This is a genomic window from Streptomyces glaucus, assembly GCF_039533365.1.
GTDB lineage: Bacteria > Actinomycetota > Actinomycetes > Streptomycetales > Streptomycetaceae > Streptomyces > Streptomyces glaucus.
In genome coordinates this window covers 72136-93691 of record NZ_BAAATK010000024.1, presented here as the reverse complement: position 1 = coordinate 93691, position 21556 = coordinate 72136, and the positions used below count along the sequence as shown (strand labels likewise).

Here is a 21556-nt window from a genome sequence, read left to right as displayed (position 1 = left end):
ATTACACTGGGCGCGTGCCTCAACTACGCCTCGCCCTGAACCAGATCGACGCAAGCGTCGGCGACCTCGCCGGGAACGCCGAGTCGATCGTCCGCTGGACCCGGCACTCCGCCGAGCGGGGAGCGCACCTGGTGGCGTTCCCGGAGATGGCGCTGACCGGGTATCCCGTCGAGGACCTGGCCCTGCGGCCGTCCTTCGTGGAGGCGTCCCGCGCGGCCCTGCGGGACCTGGCGGCGCGGCTGGCCGCGGAGGGCCTCGGCGACCTGCCGGTGGTCGTCGGCTACCTCGACCGCAGCGAGCGGGCCCAGCCGAAGTACGGGCAGCCGGCCGGCGCCCCGCAGAACGCGGCGGCGGTGCTGCACCGCGGCGAGATCGTGCTCGCCTTCGCCAAGCACCACCTGCCGAACTACGGCGTCTTCGACGAGTTCCGCTACTTCGTGCCCGGCGACTCGATGCCGGTCCTGCGGGTGCACGGCGTCGACGTCGCCCTCGCCATCTGCGAGGACCTGTGGCAGGACGGCGGCCGGGTCCCGGCGGCGCGCTCGGCCAGGGCCGGGCTGCTGCTGTCGATCAACGCCTCGCCCTACGAGCGCGACAAGGACGACACGCGCCTGGAGCTGGTCCGCAAGCGGGCCCAGGAGGCGGGCTGCACCACCGCCTACCTCGCCATGATGGGCGGGCAGGACGAGCTGGTCTTCGACGGGGACTCGATCGTGGTCGACCGCGACGGCGAAGTCGTCGCGCGGGCGCCGCAGTTCGCCGAGGAGTGCCTGGTCCTCGACCTGGACCTGCCGGCCGCGGCGCCGGACGCGCCGACGGGCGTGGTGGACGACGGCCTGCGCATCGACCGCGTGGTCCTGTCCGAGGACCCCCTGCCGGCCTACGAGCCGCAGCTGACCGGCCGCCACGCCGACCGCCTGGAGGACGACGAGGAGGTCTACTCGGCGCTGGTGGTCGGCCTGCGGGCGTACGTGGCGAAGAACGGCTTCCGGTCGGTCCTGATCGGCCTGTCCGGCGGCATCGACTCGGCCCTGGTCGCGGCGATCGCCTGCGACGCGCTGGGCGCGCGGAACGTGTACGGCGTGTCGATGCCGTCGAAGTACTCCTCCGCGCACTCCCGCGACGACGCGGCGGAGCTGGCCCGGCGGACCGGCCTGAACTACCGCACGGTCCCGATCGAGCCGATGTTCGACGCCTACATGGCCTCGCTCGGCCTGACGGGCCTGGCGGAGGAGAACCTCCAGTCGCGCCTGCGCGGCACGCTGCTGATGGCGATCTCCAACCAGGAGGGCCACATCGTCCTCGCCCCCGGCAACAAGTCGGAGCTGGCGGTCGGCTACTCGACGCTGTACGGCGACTCGGTGGGCGCCTACGGCCCCATCAAGGACGTGTACAAGACGTCGGTGTTCCGCCTGGCGAAGTGGCGCAACCGGGCGGCCGAGGAGCGCGGCGAGACCCCGCCGATCCCGGAGAACTCCCTCACCAAGCCGCCGAGCGCCGAACTGCGCCCGGGCCAGGTCGACACGGACTCGCTGCCGGACTACCCCGTCCTGGACGCGATCCTCGAGCTGTACGTCGACCGGGACCGGGGCGCCGACCAGATCGTCGCGGCCGGCTTCGACCGGGACCTGGTCACCAGGACGCTCCGCATGGTCGACACGGCCGAGTACAAGCGCCGCCAGTACCCGCCGGGCACCAAGATCTCGGCGAAGGGCTTCGGCAAGGACCGGCGGCTGCCGATCACCAACGGCTGGCGGGAAGGGGCGTAACCCGCGGACCGGTCCGCGGGCCCGGCGGTGCGCAGGGCGCGTACCGGTCCGGGCCCGGCGGTGCGCGGGGCACGGACGGGCCCGCGGGCCCGGTGTCAGCGCAGCAGCGCCCGCGGATCGCGCAGCGCGTGCCACAGGCCCGCCGCCAGCGGCAGGGCGGTCAGCGAGAAGAAGACCCAGAACGCCGCCTGGGCGCCGGTCGCGAGATCGTAGGTGGTGCCGTCCTCCCAGCGGCAGTACGCCCGCGGCGGAAACGCCGTGGAGACCCCTTCCACGGCCCCGTCCCCCAGGACGCCCTTCAGCATCGGCTCCCTGGGGCACGGGGCCGTCTCCGGGAAGAGGAGGAAGTCGTCCGCCGTCACGACCGCCAGCCACGCGAGGGCGGCGAGCGGCGCGGACCAGAACACGCAGGACTTCGCGAGCAGCGGCAGGCGGGGACGGGCGAGCCAGCCGCGCAGGGCGACCTGGCCCACGACGAGTGCCGCGAAGACCAGGAGCACCGTCATGCCGCCCTCCTCCCGGCCGGGGGCGCGCCGCGACGGCGGATCACCGGGCCGCCGCGCGGGCGCGCAGCTCGGCCGCGCAGCCCGCGCCGACGGCGAGCGCCGCGGCGGACAGCGCGAGGACCGCGCTCGTCCGGTTCATCCACGCGTAGTCCGGGTCGCTGGTGTAGGTGCTGCCGTCCTCGCGGACGCAGTCGAAGCCCAGCGGCAGGTAGGACGCGCGGTGGTGGGACAGGCCCTGGACGGTCGCCGGGGCGAACCCGTCGCGGCACGCCGGGGCCGGGGTCGAATCGGCGCCGTCGCCGACGGCCCACTCGGCGGCCAGGACCCCGGACAGGCCCAGCGAGTACACCGCCGCGGCCGACGCGGCGGCCAGCCACGCACTGCGCCGCAGCAGGTGCGCCGGCCAGGGCCGGGGCCGGCCCGGGAACGCCATCGCGACCACGCCCATCAGGGCGGTCAGCGCGCCGAGGGCGCACCCGGCGGCGATGCCGAGTCCGATGATCATGAGGCGGACGCCCTCGGGCGCGGTGCTCGTCGCATCGGGTCATCCCAGCAGGGCCCGTACCGGACGGGCTGTGACGGAAGCCACTCCCCGAGTCACAGGGGTGTCACAGTGAACGGGACGGCCGGCGGTCCGCCGGCTCCGGACGCGGCGAGGCGCCCGGCCCCGTGCGGGACCGGGCGCCTCGCCGGTGCGCGACCGGCCGTCAGCGGTGCAGGACCTCCGGCTCCTGCGGCACGTGCCCGGCGACCACGCGTTCCCGCCCGCTCACCGGGGCGGTCCGGCGGTCCAGCAGGGCCGCGACCGCCGCCACCGCCAGGCCCAGGACCGCCAGCGCCGCGCCGGCGAGCGCCGGGGACGTCGTGCCGAGGCCCGCCGCGAGCGCCAGGCCGCCGATCCAGGCGCCGCCGGCGTTGGCCAGGTTGAACGCGGCCTGGTTGGCCGAGGAGGCCAGCGACGGGGCCGCCGACGCCTTCTCCATCACCATCAGCTGCAGCGGCGAACCGGTGACGAAGGCGGCCGTGCCGAGCAGGGTCACCGCCAGCGCGGCGGTCACCGGCGTCCGCATCAGCAGCGGGAACAGCGCGAGCACCGCGACCAGCGCCCCCAGTCCGCCGAACAGCGTGCCGCGCAGCGAGTGGTCGGCGAGCCGGCCGCCGAGCAGGTTGCCGGCCGTCGCGCCCACGCCGAACAGCGCCAGCAGCAGGGTCACGCTGGTCTCGGCGTACCCGGCGGCGTCGGTGAGCATCGGCGTGATGTAGCTGTACGCCGCGAACAGCGCGCCGAAGCCCGCGACCGTCGTGCCGAGCGCCAGCCAGACCGGCAGGGAGCGCAGGGCGGCCAGTTCGCCGCGCAGGCCCGCCTCGGGCGCCCGGGTCCGGTCGCGCGGGATCAGCAGCGCCAGCGACGCGATCGCCGCCACGCCGATCGCGCTCACGCCGAGGAACGTCGCCCGCCAGCCCAGGTGCTGTCCCACGAGGGTGGCCAGGGGCACGCCCACGATGTTGGCGACCGTCAGGCCGAGGAACATCAGCGACACCGACCGCGCCCTGCGCTCCGGCGTCACCAGGGTCGTCGCGACCACGGCGCCCACGCCGAAGAAGGCGCCGTGCGGCAGGCCGCTGAGGAAACGGGCGGCGAGCAGCCACTGGTGGCCGGGGGCGAGCGCCGACAGGGCGTTGCCCGCCACGAACAGGACCATCAGGCCGATCAGGACGGTGCGGCGGGACAGCCGCGCGGTGACGGCGGCCAGCAGCGGGGCGCCGACGACGACGCCCAGCGCGTACGCCGAGACCAGGTGCCCGGCGGCGGGGATCGAGACGTGCAGGTCGTCCGCGACGTCGGGCAGCAGGCCCATCATCACGAACTCGGTCGTGCCGATGCCGAAGGCACCCACGGCAAGGGCGAGCAGGGCCAGGGGCATGAAGGGGTCTTGCCTTTCGGGAGCGGGGATCCGTACGTCGTGACTCGTATGTTCACGTACGGAACAAAGGCTCTCAGGCGGAGTATTCCGCGAGGTTACGCCCCGCTGACGCCGACCTGCCGAAACGCTGTTGACCTGGGGTTTTCACGAACCGGATGTGGCGACCCTCACACGTGCGGCGAGCGGCAGGTGGTCGCTGCCGGTCTGCGGCAGCGACCAGGAGCTCTCCGGCTCGACCCCCCTGACCAGGATCTGGTCGATCCGCGCCATCGGGAACGACGCCGGCCAGCTGAACCCGAAGCCGTGGCCCGCCGCGCCCTGCGTGGACCGCAGCTGCGAGGTGACGGCGTTGAGCGCGCGGTCGTTCATGGTGCCGTTGAGGTCGCCGAGCAGCACGACCCGCGTCAGCGGCTCGTCGGCGATGGCCTCGCCGAGGGCGTCGGCGCTCTTGTCCCGCTGCCGGGCGGTGAACCCGGCCTCCAGCTTCACCCGCACCGACGGCAGGTGGGCGACGTACACCGCGACCTGCCCGGCCGGGGTGGCCACCGCGGCCCGCATCGCGCGCGTCCAGCCCAGCTTGATGTCGACGGCCCGGACGCCGCTCAGCGGGTACTTGCTCCACAGCCCGACCGTCCCCTGCACCGAGTGGTACCGGTACGTCGGCTCCAGCGCCTTCTCGTACGTCGGCACCGCCGCGGCCGTCAGCTCCTCCAGGGCCACCACGTCCGCGCCGGAGGCGGCCACGGCACGGGCGGTGCCGGCCGGGTCGGCGTTGTCGGCGTTGACGTTGTGCGTGGCCACCGTCAGGTCGCCGCCGGCGGCGGCCTTGTCGGTGAGCAGCCCGCCGAAGAGGTTCAGCCAGACGACCGCCGGCAGCAGCACCGCGATCAGCGCGGTCGCCGACCTGCGGACGAGGGCCGCCACCAGCAGCGCCGGCACGAGGAGGCCCAGCCACGGCAGGAAGGTCTCGGTCAGGCTGCCGAGGTTGCCGACGGCGTTCGGGATGTGCGCGTGCGCCAGCATCACCACGGCCAGCAGCACCGCGACCGCGGCCGTGAAAATCCCGCGGCGCCAGATCCGCGGATCGCCCCGCCAGCTCGCGGCCAGCCGTCCCCACAGGCGCCGAAGCCGGGCCCCCCGGCGCTCGGGCCCCGAGCCACCGCCTGCCGTCTCCGTCATGTACGCCTGTTGCGCCATACCGTCGCCTCACTGCCTGCCGTGCACATCATCGCCCCCGCGTCCCAAGACCCTAGGGGATGATCCGTTCCGTTCCGCCGTCCGGTGACGGCCGTACGGGCACGAGGACGTCCGAGCCGCTGTTCGGAGTTCCGATCAAGGGCGGGACGGGCGGTTTCTGTGACGCAACGCGCACATTGACCGCGGGTCAGTTCCCCGGCGGGCGCAGCCCGTCCAGCAGCGTGTCGACGATCTGCTCGGCGAGACCGTCGGACAGCTCGGCGTCCGGGCGCAGTATGGCGCGCACCAGCATGGGGCCGATGACGATGTCGTTCACCAGCTCCACGTCGACGTCGGCGCGGAGTTCGCCGTTCGCCTGCCCGCGGCGCAGCACCGCGACACCGAGCCGGCGGCGCGGCTCGACGACCGTGTGGTGGTACGCGGCCCACAGCTTCGGGCTGGACTTCATCTGGGCGTGGACGCTGTGCAGGATCGCCGACGAGCGGTTGGCCAGCCCCCGCTGCCGCAGGGACTCCAGCAGGACGACGAGGTCGTCGCGCAGGCAGGTGCCGGGGAGTTCGGGGTCCGGGGGCTCCGCGGCGCGCACGACGTCGACGAAGAGCTCCTCCTTGCCGCGCCAGCGGCGGTAGATGGTGGCCTTGCCGACGCCGGCGGTGCGGGCGATCCGCTCGATGGACAGCTCCGCGAGGGAGACGCCCTCCTCCAGGAGCTTCATCACGCCCTCGATGATGGCCCGCTCGACGGCCTCGCTGCGGGGGCGGCCCCGCGCGGGTCCGTCGTCGTGCCCGGTGCGGCTGTCGGTGAGGCTCACGTCGTGTGCGTCCTTTCCCTGTGCTGGGACGATTCTCCCCGCTGCTTCCCCGGTGCTCTCCCCGGCCGGCGGCGGCGCTACTCCGCCGCCGGCACCAACTCCTGCTCCCGGTCGCCCGTCCGGCGGTCCGGCGTCCGCCCCGGCAGGAACAGGGCCACCACGACCACGCCGATCACCGCGATCCCCGCCCCCCACAGGGCGGTGACGTGCATCGCGTGCAGGAACGCGTCGTGGGCCGGGCCCACCAGCTCCCCGCCCCGGGGGCCGAGCCGGTCGGCGACGCCGAGCGTGGCCTCGATGGACTCGCCCGCGGTGTGGCGCAGGCCCGCCGGCAGCGCGCCCAGCTCGTCCTCGATGCCGTTGCGGTACGCGGTCGACAGCACCGAGCCGAGGACGGCGATGCCGAGGGCGCCGCCGACCTGGCGGAAGGTGTTGCTGAGCGCGGAGGCCGAGCCGGCCTTCTCGCGGGGCAGGGCCTGCATGATGACGACGCTGACCGGGGTCATGATGTGCGCCATGCCGGCGCCCATGAGGAAGAAGATCACTTCCAGGAGCCAGATCGGGGTGTCCGCGTCCAGCGTGGCGAACGCCGCCAGCATCGCGGCGACGACCGCCATGCCGGCCGTCGTCGTGGCCCGGTTGCCGAAGCGGTCGACGAGCAGCCGGGCGCGCGGCGCGAAGACCAGCTGCGCGACGGCCAGCGGCAGCATCAGCAGACCGGTCTGGAGCGGCGAGTAGCCGCGCACGCTCTGCGTGTAGAAGACCGAGAAGAAGGTCACGCCCATCAGCGCGAAGAAGACCAGCGCGATCGCGGCGATCGCCGCCGAGAAGACCTTGTCGCGGAAGTACGTGACGTCGAGCGAGGGGTGGTCGCTGCGCTTCTCGTGGACGACGAAGGCGACCAGGACGGCGAGTCCGGCGCCGATCGTGGCGAGCACGGTGACGTCCGTGAAGTCGGCGAGCTCGCCGCCCTTGATGATGCCGTACACCAGCAGGACCAGCCCGACGACGGACAGCACGACGCCCACCGGGTCGATCCGGCCGGGGGCCGGGTCGCGGGAGTCGGGCACCAGCCACAGCATCAGCGCGATCGCGAGCAGCACGATCGGCACGTTGACCAGGAAGACCGAGCCCCACCAGAAGTGGTCCAGGAGCAGCCCGCCGGTGATCGGGCCGATGGCGATGGCGAGACCGACGCCGCCGGCCCAGATGCCGATGGCCTTGGGCTGCTCCTCGCGCTCGAAGACGTTCATGAGGACGGCGAGGGTGGCGGGCATGACGAACGCGGCGCCGAGGCCCATCACCGCCCGGAAGGCGATCAGCTCGCCCGGCGAGCCGGAGAAGGCGGCGAGCGCGGAGCCGGCGCCGAACACGGCGATCCCGCCGAGCAGCACCTTCTTGCGGCCCAGCCGGTCGCCGAGGAGGCCGGCGGAGAACAGCAGGCCGGCGAAGACGAGGGTGTAGGAGTTGATCGCCCACTCCAGCTCGCTCTGGGTGGCGCCCAGACCGGTCGGGGCGGGGGTCGAGATGGTCTTGATCGCGACGTTCAGGATCGAGTTGTCCAGGACCACGATCAGCAGGCTCAGCATCAGGACGCCGAGGATCGCCCAGCGGCGCCGGTGCACCGCCTCGGGTATGCGAGGGGCGGGGGGAGAAGTCGTCATACGGCCGAGCGTAGGCGACTTTCGATACGAGACCGTGCCGTATCGAAAACCTTTTACCGGGCTCTTACGCCGGACCCGGCGCGGCGGGGGCCCCCTGGCCGCCCCCGGCACGAGGTGCCACCATGGAGGGGATCCGGAGACGCCGTCAGGGCGCTTCGAGACGACGTGTTAGGAGCCGTTGCCATGACGCAGCTTTCGGCTGCCCAGACCGCCCCGAACAAGTCCTCCGACGGCAGCAAGGCGCTGTACGGGGGCAAGGGCACCCGCCGCATCACCGTCCGCGACATCGCCGCCGCCAAGGAGCGCGGCGAGAAGTGGCCCATGCTCACCGCGTACGACGCGATGACCGCGTCCGTGTTCGACGAGGCCGGCATCCCGGTGATCCTGGTCGGCGACTCGGCGGGCAACTGCCACCTCGGGTACGACACGACCGTGCCCGTCACCCTCGACGAGATGACCATGCTCTCCGCCGCGGTCGTCCGCGGCACCAGGCGCTCCCTGATCGTCGCCGACCTGCCCTTCGGCTCCTACCAGGAGGGCCCGGTGCAGGCGCTGCGCTCGGCGACCCGGCTGGTGAAGGAGGCCGGGGCCGGGGCCGTCAAGCTGGAGGGCGGCGAGCGCTCGCACGACCAGATCCGGCTGCTGGTGGAGTCCGGCATCCCGGTGATGGCCCACATCGGCCTCACCCCGCAGTCCGTCCACGCCATGGGCTACCGCGTCCAGGGCCGCGGCGAGGAGGCCGCCCAGCAGCTGCTGCGCGACGCCAAGGCCGTCCAGGACGCCGGCGCCTTCGCGGTCGTCCTGGAGCTGGTCCCGGCGGAACTGGCCGCCGAGGTGACGCGCGTGCTGCACGTCCCGACGGTCGGCATCGGCGCGGGTCCCGAGACGGACGCCCAGGTGCTGGTGTGGACCGACATGCTCGGGCTGACCGGCGGCCGGGTCCCGAAGTTCGTCAAGCAGTACGCGAACCTGCGCCAGGTCATGGGCGACGCGGCGAAGGCGTTCGCCGAGGACGTGGTCGGCGGGACGTTCCCGCAGGAGGAGCACTCCGTCCACTGAGCCGCCGCGGCGCACGACAGCCCCGCCGATCGTCCCCCGTCGGCGGGGCTTCGCGCGCTCCGCGCGGACCGGCCCCGCCCGCGCGGACCGCGCCGCCCCCTGCGCCCGGGCGGAACTCGGCGGCCCCCGCGCCCGGGCGGAACTCGGCGGCCCCCGCGGGCGGCTCTCCGGTTAGGCTCGAGCGCGTACGACCTTGATCCGACGATCGGACAGGAGGCCGGGATGACCGCGGCGCCGGGGCGCAGGAGCAGCACCTTCACGCGACTGCTGCGGCACGGCTTCACCGATCCCTCGGCCGCCGAGCGGCTCCTGGAGAGCGCCGAGCTGACCCCGGTCCGCACCGACCCGGTGCTGCTCGACGCGCTCGGCGCCACCGCCGACCCCGACCTCGCCCTGCACGGCCTGGTCCGCCTGCTCGAAGCCCAGCCCGACCCCACCGCCCGCCGGGAACTGCTCGACACGCTGATCGCGGCCAAGCCGCTGCGCGACCGCCTGCTCGGCGTGCTCGGCGCCTCCGCCGCGCTCGCCGACCACCTCGCCCGGCACCCCGGCGACTGGCGTGCGCTGGTCACCTACGAGCCGCACGACCTGCACCCCGGCGTGGCGGAGTTCGAGCGGGGCCTGGCCGGGGCCGACGACCCCGTCTCCCTCCGGGTCGCCTACCGGCGCTGCCTGCTGTCCATCGCCGCCCGGGACGTGTGCGGCACCACCGACGTCGCCCAGACCGCCGCCGAGCTGGCCGACCTCGCCACCGCCACCCTGCGCGCCGCCCTCCGCCTCGCCGAGGCCGCCGCGCCCGAGGACGCCGCGCGGTGCCGGCTCGCGGTGATCGCGATGGGCAAGTGCGGCGGCCACGAGCTGAACTACGTCTCCGACGTGGACGTGATCTTCGTCGGCGAGTCCGCCGAGGACGGCGCGGGCGCCGACGAGAGCGAGGCGCTGCGCGCCGCGACCCGGCTGGCCTCGCACCTGATGCGGATCTGCTCCGAGACGACCGTCGAGGGCTCGATCTGGCCGGTCGACGCCAACCTGCGGCCCGAGGGCAGGAACGGCCCCCTGGTGCGCACGCTCAGCAGCCACCTCGCCTACTACCAGCGCTGGGCCAAGACCTGGGAGTTCCAGGCGCTGCTCAAGGCCCGCCCGGTGGCGGGGGACCCGGAGCTGGGGGAGGAGTACCTCGCCGCCGTCGGGCCGCTGGTGTGGCAGGCGGCCGAGCGGGAGAACTTCGTCGCCGACGTGCAGAAGATGCGCCGCCGGGTGGTGGAGAACATCCCGGCCGCCGAGGTCGACCGGCAGCTGAAGCTCGGGCCGGGCGGCCTCAGGGACGTCGAGTTCGCGGTGCAGCTGCTGCAACTGGTGCACGGGCGGGCCGACGCGTCCCTGCGGAGCGGCACCACCCTCGACGCCCTGGAGGCGCTCGCCGCCGGCGGCTACGTCGGCCGCGCCGACGCCGCCCGGCTCGACGAGGCCTACCGCTTCCTGCGCTCCATGGAGCACCGCATCCAGCTGTTCCGGCTGCGCCGCACCCACCTGGTCCCCGAGGACGAGGCCGACCTGCGCCGCGTCGGCCGCTCCCTCGGCCTGCGCACCGACCCGGTCGCCGGGCTGGTCCGCGAGTGGCGGCGGCACGCCACCGCCGTGCGCCGGCTGCACGAGAAGCTCTTCTACCGCCCGCTGCTCGACGCGGTCGCCCAGCTCGCCCCCGGCGAGGCCCGGCTCAGCCCCGAGGCGGCGCGGGAGCGGCTGGTGGCGCTCGGCTACGCCGACCCGGCCGCGGCGCTGCGGCACCTGGAGGCGCTGGCCTCCGGCGTCTCCCGCAAGGCCGCCATCCAGCGCACCCTGCTGCCCGTCCTGCTCGGCTGGTTCGCCGACTCCGCCGACCCCGACGCGGGCCTGCTCAACTTCCGCAAGGTCTCCGACGCGCTCGGCAAGACCCCCTGGTATCTGCGGCTGCTGCGGGACGAGGGCGCGGCGGCCGAGAACCTCGCCCGGGTGCTGTCCGCCGGCCGGCTCGCCCCCGACCTGCTCCTGCGGGCGCCGGAGGCCGTGGCGCTGCTCGGCGACGGCGACGGCGGGGGGCTCGCCCCCCGCGGCCGCGCCCCGCTGGAGCAGGAGATCCTGGCCGCGGTCGGCCGCGCCGACGACGCCGCGCAGGCCGTGCGGGCGGCCCGCGGCGTGCGGCGCCGCGAGCTGTTCCGCACGGCCGCCGCCGACATCATCGGCTCCTACGGCACCGAGACCCACTCCGCCGAGGCCGACCCGGGCGCCCTCGTCGACCGGGTCGGCGGCGCGATCTCCGACCTGACGGCGGCCACCCTGGCCGGCACGCTGCGCGCGGTGGTCCGCGACACGTGGGGCGACACCCTGCCCACCCGGTTCGCGATCATCGGCATGGGCCGCTTCGGCGGCCACGAGCTGGGCTACGGCTCCGACGCCGACGTGATCTTCGTGCACGAGCCGCGGGAGGGGGCCGGCGAGCGGGAGGCCGCCGACGCCGCGAACCGGGTCGTCGCCGAGATGCGCCGCCTGCTGCAGCTGCCCAGCTCCGACCCGCCGCTGCTGATCGACGCCGACCTGCGCCCGGAGGGCAGGTCCGGTCCGCTGGTGCGCACCCTGAAGTCGTACGAGGCCTACTACCGCCGCTGGTCGCTGGTGTGGGAGTCGCACGCGCTGCTGCGGGCCGAGTTCGTCGCCGGGGACGAGGACCTGGGCCGCCGCTTCATCGAGCTGATCGACCCGCTGCGGTACCCGGCGGACGGGCTCGGCGACGACGCCGTGCGCGAGATCCGGCGGCTGAAGGCCCGCATGGAGTCCGAGCGGCTGCCGCGCGGCGCCGATCCCAGGCTGCACACCAAGCTGGGGCCCGGCGGCCTGTCCGACGTCGAGTGGACCGTGCAGCTGATGCAGCTGCGGCACGGCGCGGCCGAGCCCGGCCTGCGTACCACCCGCACCCGCGAGGCCCTCGCCGCCGCCCGCGCGGCCGGTCTGGTGGGTGAGGAGGACGCGGCGATCCTCGACGAGGCGTGGGTGCTGGCCACCCGGGTCCGCAACGCGGTGATGCTGGTGCGCGGCCGGGCCGGCGACACCTTCCCCCCCGACGGCCGCGAGCTGGCCGCGGTGGGCCGCTACCTCGGCTACGGCCCCGGGCACGCGGGCGACATGCTCGACGCCTACCGGCGTACGACGCGCCGGGCGCGGGCCGTGGTGGAGGAGCTGTTCTACGGGGCGGCGGAGCGGTAGGCCCCGCCGGGGCTACGCCCTCGACGGCAGCAGCGGCCCGCCGCCCGCCGGGACCAGCCGGGGCAGGGCGTACGGCAGGCTGCCGTACCACAGCGCCGTCACCGCGAAGCCGAAGGCGAGGCAGAGCACGCCGCCGACCGCGTCCAGCCAGAAGTGGTTGGCGGTGGCGACGATGACCACCAGCGTGGCCACCGGGTAGAGCGCGCCCAGGACCCGGGCCCAGGGGACCGTGGCCAGCGCGAAGATCGTCAGGCCGCACCACAGCGACCACCCGATGTGCATCGACGGCATCGCGGCGTACTGGTTCGACATGTTCTTCAGGTCGCCGGACGCCATCGAGCCCCAGGTCTGGTGGACCCGGACCGTGTCGATGAAGACGCCGCCGTCCATCAGCCGGGGCGGGGCGAGCGGGAACAGGTAGTAACCGGCCAGGGCGACACCCGTGGTCGCGAACAGCACCAGCCGCGTCGCCGCGTACCGCCCGGGATGCCCGCGGTACAGCCATATCAGCACGCCCAGCGTCACCACGAAGTGCAGCGTGGCGTAGTAGTAGTTCATGCCGACGATGAGCCAGGTCACCGAGTTCGCCGCGTGGTTGACCGACTCCTCGACGGCGATGCCGAGTCGGTGCTCGACCCGCCAGATCCAGTCGGCGTTGCGCAGCGCCTCGGCCTTCTGCTCGGGGACGGCGTTGCGGATCAGCGAGTACGTCCAGTAACTCACCACGATCAGCAGGATCTCGAACCACAGACGCGGCCGGCGCGGGCTGCGCAGCCGGCGCAGGACCCCCCGCCCCGCGTCCTCCGCGACGGGGTGCGGAACGGCCTCTTTCCGGCCTCCCGGTGTCGTCACGGTGCTGTCCATGGGCACAGAGTCTGCCAGAAAAGCGGTCCTGCCCCGATCATCCCCCGGTCCGGTCCGGACCGCACGCCCTGCGCCGGTCGCAGGCGCCCGCCCTCCTCCTCGCGCACGGCCCGGGCCGACGCCCCTGCGACCTGAGGAGGAGCCGCCGCACGGACCCCGGCCGGGCGGCTCAGGCGCGGCCGCGGTCGCCCGGCGCCGAGGCGGTCGAACCGCGCACCACCAGCTCCGGCATGAACACGAACTCGCTGTGCGGGGCGGGCGTCCCGCCGATCTCCTCCAGCAGCGTCCGCACGGCCGCCTGGCCCATCGCCGGGACCGGCTTGCGGATCGTGGTCAGGGGCGGGTCGGTGAAGGCGATCAGCGGGGAGTCGTCGAAGCCGACGACCGAGATGTCCTTCGGCACCTCCAGGCCGCGCTGCCGGGCCGCGCGTATCGCGCCCAGCGCCATCATGTCGCTGGCGCACACCACCGCCGTGCAGTCGCGCTCGATCAGCGCCGCGGCCGCCGCCTGGCCGCCCTCCAGGGTGTAGAGGGAGTGCTGGACCAGCTCCTCCTCCACCGTCCGGGCGGTCAGGCCCAGCTGGTCCCGCATGCTGCGGACGAAGCCCTCGATCTTGCGCTGCACCGGCACGAACCGCTTCGGGCCGAGCGCCAGGCCGATCCGGGTGTGGCCGAGGGACACCAGGTGCGTCACCGCCAGCGCCATCGCCGCCCGGTCGTCGGGGGAGATGAACGGCGCCTGCACCTTCGGCGAGAAACCGTCCACCAGCACGTACGGCACGCCCTGGGCGCGCAGCCGGTCGTAGCGGGACATGTCGGCGGTGGTGTCGGCGTGCAGCCCGGAGACGTAGATGATGCCGGCCACCCCGCGGTCCACGAGCATCTCCGTCAGCTCGTCCTCCGTCGACCCGCCCGGCGTCTGGGTGGCCAGCACGGGCGTGTAGCCCTGCCGGGTCAGCGCCTGGCCGATGACCTGGGCCAGGGCCGGGAATATCGGGTTCTCCAGCTCCGGGGTGATCAGGCCCACCAGGCCCTCGCTGCGTTGCCGCAGCCGCACCGGGCGCTCGTAGCCCAGCACGTCGAGGGCGGCCAGCACGGACTGGCGGGTGGTGGCGGCGACGCCCGGCTTCCCGTTGAGGACGCGGCTGACGGTCGCTTCGCTCACCCCCGCCTGAGCAGCGATGTCGGCAAGCCGTGTGGTCACGCCACCGGACTGTACCGGCCGTATGTCGCCTTGCGCACCAATCGGACGCCGGATGCGGGCGGCCCGGCCCGCTGCGGGTTGCTGCGTCATTGCGTCCCCTTGTGATGGTCGATCGGTGTCCGGCCCGCAACGGATGGTCTCCCGCGCCGGAATCGCGTGGCAAGAGCTTGCAGAGTCTTGCACACCACCGTCCGCGCCCGTTCAGCCCGGAAGAACAAGGGTCTCACGTCGATCGACAACCGGTCACGCCCGGATAACTTCGGAGAAGCCTTGCACTTTTTTTCTGCAAGGTCTTTCGCGGCGCTTACATCGCTGTTACGTTCACGTCGCCCGGCGGCGGCAACGGCGCGGTCGGCAAGTCGGCAGGGGCGGCAGACGGGGCCGCCTCCTGCACCACACGGGCTTTCACCCTCAAGGAGAACTCATGCGGCGTGGCATAGCGGCCACCGCGCTGGTGGCGTCCCTCGCCCTCGCGGCGACGGCGTGCGGCGGAGACGGCGACAGCGGGGACACGGCCGGTCCGGTCACCATCACCTGGTGGGACACCTCCAACGCGACGAACGAGGCGCCGACGTACAAGGCCCTGGTGAAGGAGTTCGAGGCCGCCCACGCGGACATCAAGGTCAAGTACGTCAACGTCCCCTTCGACCAGGCGCAGAACAAGTTCGACACCGCCGCGGGTTCCAAGGGCGCCCCGGACGTGCTGCGCTCCGAGGTCGGCTGGACCCCCGCCTTCGCCAAGAAGGGCTTCTTCCTGCCGCTGGACGGCACCGAGGCCCTCGCCGAGCAGGACGCGTTCCGTCCCAACCTGATCCAGCAGGCCAAGTACGAGGGCAAGGTCTACGGCGTGCCGTTCACCACGGACACCCTCGCCCTGGTCTACAACAAGGAGCTCTTCGAGAAGGCCGGCGTCGAGGTCCCCAGGACCTGGGACGAGCTGAAGAAGGCCGCCGCCACCATCAAGGACAGGACCGGCGTCGACGGCTACTGGGGCTCCACCCAGGGCTACTACGCCCAGCCCTTCCTGCACGGCGAGGGCACCGACACCGTCGACGTCGACGCCAAGAAGATCACCGTCACCTCGCCCGCGGCCAGGAAGGCCTACGCCACCTGGCAGAGCCTGTTCGACGGCAAGGGCCTGCACAAGGCCGACACCACCGCCGACGCCTACGCCCACATCCAGGAGGCGTTCGTCAGCGGCAAGGTCGCCTCGATCATCCAGGGCCCGTGGGAGATCACGAACTTCTACAAGGGCGCGGCCTTCAAGGACAAGGGCAACCTCGGCATCGCCACCGTCCCGGCCGGCTCCTCCGGCAAGGCGGGCGCCCCGACCGGCGGCCACAACCTCTCCGTGTACGCCGGCTCCGACGAGGCGCACCAGAAGGCCGCGCTGACGTTCGTGAAGTTCATGACCTCGGCGAAGGCCCAGGAGACCATCGCCCTGAAGAACTCCACGCTGCCGACGCGCGACGACGCCTACACGGCGAAGGTCACCTCCGACCCGGGCATCGCCGGCTACCAGGACGTGCTCTCCGCCGCCCGGCCGCGCCCGGAGCTGCCCGAGTACAGCTCCCTGTGGAGCCCGCTGGACACCGAGCTGAACGCCATCGCGGGCGGCAAGAAGTCCCTCGACAAGGGCCTGGGCGACGCCGAGGCCGCCATCGCCAAGCTGGTGCCGGACTTCGGCAAGTAGGCCGTACGCGGCCGTCGGATCCCCCGGGGGAGGCATCCGGCGGCCGCCGGACTGTGTGCCGTACCCCTTGATCCGCAGGACTCCGAGAAGGTTGTCGAACCATGACAGTCGCCATCGACCGCGCGACCGGCAAGCGCCGCGGGGAGCGCGCCCCGCGGCCCGGGCTGGGCCGCCGCCTGAAGCACAGCTACCAGAGGCACTGGTACGCCTACGCGATGATCGCCCCGGTGGCGGTCGTCCTCGGGGTCATCGTCCTGTACCCCCTGGCGTACGGCTTCTACCTCACGCTCACCGACGCCGACAGCCTGAACACCGCCCGCACGATCGGCGTCAACGAGATCGAGGCCACCTACGAGTTCATCGGCCTCGACAACTACGCCGACATCCTGTGGGGCCCGACGGCCTACGAACGGTTCTGGTCGCACTTCGTCTGGACGATCGTGTGGACGGCGGCCTGCGTCACCCTGCACTACGGGATCGGCCTCGGCCTCGCCCTGCTGCTCAACCAGAAGCTGCGCGGCCGCACCTTCTACCGGCTGATCCTGATCCTGCCGTGGGCCGTGCCGACCTTCGTCACCGTCTTCGGCTGGCGCTTCATGCTCGCCGACGGCGGCGTCATCAACTCCGGCCTGGAGGCGCTGCACCTGCCGACGCCGCTGTGGCTGGAGGACACCTTCTGGCAGCGGTTCGCCGCGATCATGGTCAACACCTGGTGCGGCGTGCCGTTCATGATGGTCTCGCTGCTCGGCGGACTGCAGTCCATCGACACGACCCTCTACGAGGCCGCCGAGATGGACGGCGCGAACGCCTGGCAGCGGTTCCGGTACGTCACCCTGCCCGGCCTGAGGTCCGTCAGCTCCACCGTCGTCCTCCTCGGCGTCATCTGGACCTTCAACCAGTTCGCCATCATCTTCCTGCTGTTCGGCGGCACCGCCCCGGACGCCGACATCCTGGTGACCTGGGCGTACTTCCTGGGCTTCGGGCAGCAGCCGCGCGACTTCGCGCAGTCCGCGGCCTACGGCATCCTGCTGCTGGCCATCCTGATCGTCTTCACCTCCTTCTACCGCCGCTGGCTGAACCGCGACGAGCAGCAGCTCGCGATCTGAGGCAGGAGTCCCCATGAGCACGACCACCGTCGAGACCTCCGCCGCGGTGACCGGGCACAGCTCCGCCGCCGCCCCGCCGCGCAGGGTGCGCCGGCGCGGCGAGCGCAGCCTGCTCGGGTCCCTCACCTCCCACGGCGTCCTGATCCTGGGCAGCGTCATCGCGCTCTTCCCGGTCGCCTGGCTGGTCTTCCTGTCCCTCGGCCCGGACAAGGACGACTACCTGCACCCCGGGCGCATCTGGGGCAAGATGACGCTCGACAACTACGCCTTCGTCCTGCAGGAGACGAACTTCTTCGACTGGCTGAAGAGCTCGCTGATCGTCTCGCTCGGCACCACGGCCATCGGCGTCCTGGTCGCCGCCACCACCGGCTACGCGGTCTCCCGCATGCGCTTCCCGGGATACCGGAAGTTCATGTGGGTGCTCCTGGTGACCCAGATGTTCCCGGTCGCCGTCCTGATGGTGCCGATGTACCAGATCCTGTCCGAGCTCCGGCTCGTCGACAGCTACCTCGGTCTCGTCCTCGTCTACTGCTCGACGGCGGTGCCGTACTGCGCCTGGCTGCTCAAGGGCTACTTCGACACCATCCCGTTCGAGATCGACGAGGCCGGACGCGTCGACGGGCTGACCCCCTTCGGCACGTTCGCGCGGCTGATCCTGCCGCTCGCCAAGCCGGGGCTGGCGGTCGCCGCGTTCTACAGCTTCATCACCGCGTTCGGCGAGGTCGCCTTCGCCACCACGTTCATGCTCGACGACCAGAAGTACACGCTCGCCGTCGGCCTGCAGAGCTTCGTCAGCGAGCACGACGCGCAGCGCAACCTCATGGCCGCCACCGCGGTCCTGATCGCGATACCCGTCTCCGCGTTCTTCTACCTCGTGCAGAAGAACCTGGTGGCCGGCCTCACCGCGGGCGGCACGAAGGGCTGACGCCCCGGACCCGGACCCCCGCGCCCGACCGCGCGGGCGGCGGCCGCGGTGTCCTCCCCCGGCACTCCGAGCCGGGGGACCGTCCGACCCCGCCGGCACCGCGGCCGCCTCGTCACCCCATCGCCGTACCCCACGCCTACCCGACCCGATCCCGTTACGTATCAAGGACGACATGAGCCAGTACTCCGCAGCCCCGGCCCCCGGCCCCCTGACCGCACCGGCTGCCGCCGCCGTCGCCAAGCGCCGTGACTGGTGGCGGGACGCGGTGATCTACCAGGTGTACCCGCGCAGCTTCGCCGACGGCAACGGCGACGGCATGGGGGACCTGGAGGGCGTCCGCTCCCGCCTGCCGTACCTGCGCGACCTCGGCGTGGACGCCGTGTGGCTCAGCCCCTTCTACGCCTCGCCGCAGGCCGACGCCGGCTACGACGTCGCCGACTACCGGGCCGTCGACCCCATGTTCGGCACCCTGCTCGACGCGGACGCGCTGATCCGCGACGCCCACGGACTGGGTCTCAGGATCATCGTCGACCTGGTCCCCAACCACTCCTCCGACCAGCACGAGTGGTTCCGGCGGGCACTCGCCGAGGGCCCCGGCTCGCCCTTGCGGGAGCGCTACCACTTCCGCCCCGGCCGGGGACGCGACGGCGAGCTCCCGCCCAACGACTGGGAGTCCATCTTCGGCGGACCCGCCTGGACGCGGGTCACCGAGCCGGACGGCACGCCCGGCGAGTGGTACCTGCACCTCTTCGCGCCCGAGCAGCCCGACTTCAACTGGGAGCACCCGGCCGTCGGCGACGAGTTCCGCTCGATCCTGCGGTTCTGGCTGGACATGGGCGTCGACGGTTTCCGCATCGACGTCGCGCACGGGCTGGTGAAGGCCGAGGGGCTGCCCGACATCGGCTCCCACGACCAGGTGAAGCTGCTGGGCAACGATGTCATGCCGTTCTTCGACCAGGACGGTGTGCACGAGATCTACCGGCAGTGGCGCCTGATCCTCGACGAGTACGCGGGCGACCGTATCTTCGTCGCCGAGGCGTGGACCCCGACCATCGAGCGCACCGCGAACTACGTCCGCCCCGACGAACTGCACCAGGCCTTCAACTTCCAGTACCTGAGCACCCACTGGGACGCGAAGGAGCTGCGCGAGGTCATCGACCGCACCCTGGAGGCGATGCGCCCGGTCGGCGCCCCCGCCACCTGGGTGCTGTCCAACCACGACGTCACCCGGCACGCCACCCGCTTCGCCAACCCGCCCGGCCTCGGCACCCAGATCCGCCTGGCCGGCGACCGCGAGCTGGGCCTGCGCCGGGCCCGGGCCGCGACCCTGCTCATGCTGGCGCTGCCCGGCTCCGCGTACCTCTACCAGGGCGAGGAGCTGGGCCTGCCGGACGTGGTCGACCTGCCCGACGAGGTGCGCCAGGACCCGGCGTACTTCCGCGGCGCGGGCCAGGACGGCTTCCGCGACGGCTGCCGGGTGCCGATCCCGTGGACGCGCACCGGGCCGTCGTACGGCTTCGGCGACGGGGGCAGCTGGCTGCCGCAGCCGAAGGAGTGGGGCGAGCTGAGCGTCGAGGCGCAGACCGGGGTGCCCGGCTCGACGCTGGAGCTGTACCGGGCCGCGCTGGCCGTGCGCCGCGAGCAGCCCGACCTGGGCGCGGGCGACGCGGTGGAGTGGCTGCGGGCGCCCGAGGGGGTGCTGGCCTTCCGGCGCGGGGAGTTCGTGTGCGTGGCCAACACCACCGGGGAGTCGGTGGCGGTGCCGGCGTACGGACGGGTGCTGCTCGCCAGCGGTGAGGTGACCGAGGCGGCCGGCGAGGCGAAGGTGCCCGGCGACACGACGGTGTGGTGGACGACGGCCTGACGCCCGGCCCGTCCCGCGGGTTTCTCCGACGAATTCCGTACGGCCCGCTGCCCTTTCGGGCGGCGGGCCTCTACCATCTGCGTCACCGCAAGGTTTCTGAAGATTGCAGCAAGAGTCTTCAGGGCGGCCTTGCGTTCCCCGCACACCGTTCGAAAGAACGCCTTCGACGGAGAAGGAACCCCCACATGGCACGCAGAACCCTTGCCGGGGCCCTCGCCCTCGCGGCGGCCTCATTTGTCATGGCCCCGACTGCCGCACAGGCCTCCCCGCCCGGCACCAAGGACGTCACGGCCGTCCTGTTCGAGTGGAACTTCGCCTCCGTGGCCCGCGAGTGCACCACCACCCTCGGCCCCGCGGGCTACGGCTACGTCCAGGTCTCCCCGCCCGCCGAGCACATCCAGGGCGCGCAGTGGTGGACCTCGTACCAGCCCGTCAGCTACAAGATCGCGGGCCGGCTCGGCGACCGCACCGCCTTCCGGAACATGGTGAACACCTGTCACGCGGCCGGGGTCAAGGTCGTCGTCGACGCGGTCGTCAACCACATGTCGGCGGGCAGCGGCACCGGCACCGGCGGCTCGTCGTACACGAAGTACGACTACCCCGGCCTGTACTCGTCGTACGACTTCGACAACTGCACCGCGCAGATCACCGACTACCGGAACCGGGCGAACGTCCAGAACTGCGAACTGGTCGGCCTCGCCGACCTCGACACCGGCGAGGACTACGTCCGCGGGAGGATCGCGGGCTACCTGAACGACCTGCTCTCGCTGGGCGTCGACGGCTTCCGCATCGACGCGGCCAAGCACATCGCCGCCGCCGACCTGGCCGACATCAAGTCCCGCCTGACCAACCCGTCCGTCTACTGGAAGCAGGAGGTCATCTACGGCAGCGGGGAGGCCGTCCAGCCGGGCGAGTACACCGGCAACGGCGACGTCCAGGAGTTCCGCTACGCGTACGACCTCAAGCGGGTCTTCACCAACGAGAACCTCGCCTACCTGAAGAACTACGGCGAGGGCTGGGGCTACCTGAACAGCTCGGTCGCGGGCGTCTTCGTCGACAACCACGACACCGAGCGCAACGGCTCCACCCTCAGCTACAAGGACAACGCGAACTACACCCTGGCCAACGTCTTCATGCTGGCCTGGCCGTACGGGGCCCCGGACATCAACTCCGGCTACGAGTTCTCCGACACCGACGCCGGCCCGCCGAACGGGGGCCAGGTGACCGCCTGCTGGCAGAACGGCTGGAAGTGCCAGCACGCCTGGCCGGAGATCAAGTCGATGGTCGCCTTCCGCAACGCCACCCGCGGCGAGGCCGTCACCCACTGGTGGGACAACGGCGGCGACGCCATCGCCTTCGGGCGCGGCGCCAAGGGCTACGTGGCCATCAACCACGAGTCCGCCGCCCTGACCCGCACCTACCAGACGTCCCTGCCGGCCGGGACGTACTGCAACGTCCAGAACAACACGACGGTGACGGTCGACTCCTCGGGCCGGTTCACCGCCACCCTGGGCGGTAACACGGCGCTGGCGATCCACGTCGGCAGGCCGAGCTGCTGAGCCGGCCGTAACCCCGTACGCACAGCAGGGTCGTGAAAGTTCTTTCCGTTACTTTCACGACCCTTGCTGTAATCCTTTCGGCGGAGGTACGGTCGCGCGGGCGCCCGGCGACGAAGCCGACCAGATCGTGCCGCGGCGCGGGGACCGGACCCGACGAAGCCGTAAGCGCA

16 protein-coding genes are annotated in these 21556 nt (G+C 72.7%); 8 read left to right on the top strand and 8 right to left on the bottom strand.

Going from position 1 to position 21556, the window contains the following annotated elements; genetic code table 11:
- Window positions 1-14: 14 nt before the first annotated feature.
- Window positions 15-1769 carry an NAD+ synthase gene (locus ABD363_RS19200; protein WP_344605132.1) on the top strand — a complete coding sequence of 585 codons (1755 nt, stop codon included), beginning with the start codon at window positions 15-17 and terminating at the stop codon, window positions 1767-1769.
- A gap of 95 nt (window positions 1770-1864) precedes the next feature.
- On the opposite strand, the gene ABD363_RS19195 is transcribed toward ABD363_RS19200, so the two are convergent.
- The 6 genes from ABD363_RS19195 to ABD363_RS19170 form a co-directional block, all read right to left on the bottom strand.
- A complete protein-coding gene (locus tag ABD363_RS19195) occupies window positions 1865-2275 on the bottom strand; it encodes a hypothetical protein (protein WP_344605130.1) in 411 nt (136 codons plus the stop codon).
- A gap of 40 nt (window positions 2276-2315) precedes the next feature.
- The gene (locus ABD363_RS19190; RefSeq protein ID WP_344605128.1) at window positions 2316-2780 is read right to left on the bottom strand and encodes a hypothetical protein; all 465 of its coding nucleotides are present in this window, start codon (window positions 2778-2780) and stop codon (window positions 2316-2318) included.
- 202 nt (window positions 2781-2982) lie between these two features.
- On the bottom strand, window positions 2983-4200 hold the full coding sequence (locus ABD363_RS19185; RefSeq protein WP_344605126.1) for an MFS transporter: 1218 nt from the start codon (window positions 4198-4200) through the stop codon (window positions 2983-2985).
- Window positions 4201-4344: 144 nt separating this feature from the next.
- Window positions 4345-5397: an endonuclease/exonuclease/phosphatase family protein gene (locus ABD363_RS19180; protein WP_344605124.1), complete on the bottom strand. Its 1053-nt coding sequence runs from the start codon at window positions 5395-5397 to the stop codon at window positions 4345-4347.
- 187 nt (window positions 5398-5584) lie between these two features.
- Window positions 5585-6208, bottom strand: a complete 624-nt coding sequence (locus tag ABD363_RS19175) for a TetR/AcrR family transcriptional regulator (protein WP_344605121.1) — start codon at window positions 6206-6208, stop codon at window positions 5585-5587.
- 77 nt (window positions 6209-6285) lie between these two features.
- A complete protein-coding gene (locus ABD363_RS19170) occupies window positions 6286-7872 on the bottom strand; it encodes an MFS transporter (RefSeq protein WP_344605119.1) in 1587 nt (528 codons plus the stop codon).
- Between the two features lie 183 nt (window positions 7873-8055).
- On the opposite strand from ABD363_RS19170, the gene panB reads away from it, so the two are divergent.
- A complete protein-coding gene (gene panB / locus ABD363_RS19165; protein ID WP_344605117.1) occupies window positions 8056-8931 on the top strand; it encodes a 3-methyl-2-oxobutanoate hydroxymethyltransferase in 876 nt (291 codons plus the stop codon).
- Window positions 8932-9153: 222 nt separating this feature from the next.
- A complete protein-coding gene (locus ABD363_RS19160) occupies window positions 9154-12171 on the top strand; it encodes a bifunctional [glutamine synthetase] adenylyltransferase/[glutamine synthetase]-adenylyl-L-tyrosine phosphorylase (protein WP_344605115.1) in 3018 nt (1005 codons plus the stop codon).
- Between the two features lie 12 nt (window positions 12172-12183).
- On the opposite strand, the gene ABD363_RS19155 is transcribed toward ABD363_RS19160, so the two are convergent.
- Both ABD363_RS19155 and ABD363_RS19150 read right to left on the bottom strand, forming a co-directional pair.
- Window positions 12184-13035: a phosphatase PAP2 family protein gene (locus ABD363_RS19155; protein ID WP_344605113.1), complete on the bottom strand. Its 852-nt coding sequence runs from the start codon at window positions 13033-13035 to the stop codon at window positions 12184-12186.
- Window positions 13036-13204: 169 nt separating this feature from the next.
- A complete protein-coding gene (locus ABD363_RS19150) occupies window positions 13205-14239 on the bottom strand; it encodes a LacI family DNA-binding transcriptional regulator (protein ID WP_344605111.1) in 1035 nt (344 codons plus the stop codon).
- A 424-nt stretch (window positions 14240-14663) separates the two neighbouring features.
- Between ABD363_RS19150 and ABD363_RS19145 the strand changes: the two genes are divergently transcribed.
- The 5 genes from ABD363_RS19145 (at window position 14664) to ABD363_RS19125 (ending at window position 21386) form a co-directional block, all read left to right on the top strand.
- A complete protein-coding gene (locus tag ABD363_RS19145) occupies window positions 14664-15932 on the top strand; it encodes an extracellular solute-binding protein (protein ID WP_344605109.1) in 1269 nt (422 codons plus the stop codon).
- Window positions 15933-16033: 101 nt separating this feature from the next.
- Window positions 16034-17038: a carbohydrate ABC transporter permease gene (locus ABD363_RS19140; RefSeq protein WP_344605107.1), complete on the top strand. Its 1005-nt coding sequence runs from the start codon at window positions 16034-16036 to the stop codon at window positions 17036-17038.
- 13 nt (window positions 17039-17051) lie between these two features.
- Window positions 17052-17963, top strand: coding sequence for a sugar ABC transporter permease (locus ABD363_RS19135; protein WP_344605105.1), 912 nt, complete (start codon window positions 17052-17054; stop codon window positions 17961-17963).
- A 172-nt stretch (window positions 17964-18135) separates the two neighbouring features.
- A complete protein-coding gene (locus ABD363_RS19130; RefSeq protein ID WP_344605103.1) occupies window positions 18136-19827 on the top strand; it encodes a glycoside hydrolase family 13 protein in 1692 nt (563 codons plus the stop codon).
- A 185-nt stretch (window positions 19828-20012) separates the two neighbouring features.
- Window positions 20013-21386 carry an alpha-amylase gene (locus ABD363_RS19125; RefSeq protein WP_344605102.1) on the top strand — a complete coding sequence of 458 codons (1374 nt, stop codon included), beginning with the start codon at window positions 20013-20015 and terminating at the stop codon, window positions 21384-21386.
- Window positions 21387-21556 lie beyond the last annotated feature (170 nt).

Coding starts and splice junctions, on each gene's coding strand:
- ABD363_RS19140 (WP_344605107.1), top strand. CDS start 16,034: ATGACAGTCGCCATCGACCGCGCGACCGGCAAGCGCCGCGGGGAGCGC.
- ABD363_RS19185 (WP_344605126.1), bottom strand. CDS start 4,200: ATGCCCCTGGCCCTGCTCGCCCTTGCCGTGGGTGCCTTCGGCATCGGC.
- ABD363_RS19170 (WP_344605119.1), bottom strand. CDS start 7,872: ATGACGACTTCTCCCCCCGCCCCTCGCATACCCGAGGCGGTGCACCGG.
- ABD363_RS19145 (WP_344605109.1), top strand. CDS start 14,664: ATGCGGCGTGGCATAGCGGCCACCGCGCTGGTGGCGTCCCTCGCCCTC.
- ABD363_RS19195 (WP_344605130.1), bottom strand. CDS start 2,275: ATGACGGTGCTCCTGGTCTTCGCGGCACTCGTCGTGGGCCAGGTCGCC.
- ABD363_RS19155 (WP_344605113.1), bottom strand. CDS start 13,035: ATGGACAGCACCGTGACGACACCGGGAGGCCGGAAAGAGGCCGTTCCG.
- panB (WP_344605117.1), top strand. CDS start 8,056: ATGACGCAGCTTTCGGCTGCCCAGACCGCCCCGAACAAGTCCTCCGAC.
- ABD363_RS19160 (WP_344605115.1), top strand. CDS start 9,154: ATGACCGCGGCGCCGGGGCGCAGGAGCAGCACCTTCACGCGACTGCTG.
- ABD363_RS19130 (WP_344605103.1), top strand. CDS start 18,136: ATGAGCCAGTACTCCGCAGCCCCGGCCCCCGGCCCCCTGACCGCACCG.
- ABD363_RS19135 (WP_344605105.1), top strand. CDS start 17,052: ATGAGCACGACCACCGTCGAGACCTCCGCCGCGGTGACCGGGCACAGC.
- ABD363_RS19125 (WP_344605102.1), top strand. CDS start 20,013: ATGGCACGCAGAACCCTTGCCGGGGCCCTCGCCCTCGCGGCGGCCTCA.
- ABD363_RS19190 (WP_344605128.1), bottom strand. CDS start 2,780: ATGATCATCGGACTCGGCATCGCCGCCGGGTGCGCCCTCGGCGCGCTG.
- ABD363_RS19180 (WP_344605124.1), bottom strand. CDS start 5,397: ATGGCGCAACAGGCGTACATGACGGAGACGGCAGGCGGTGGCTCGGGG.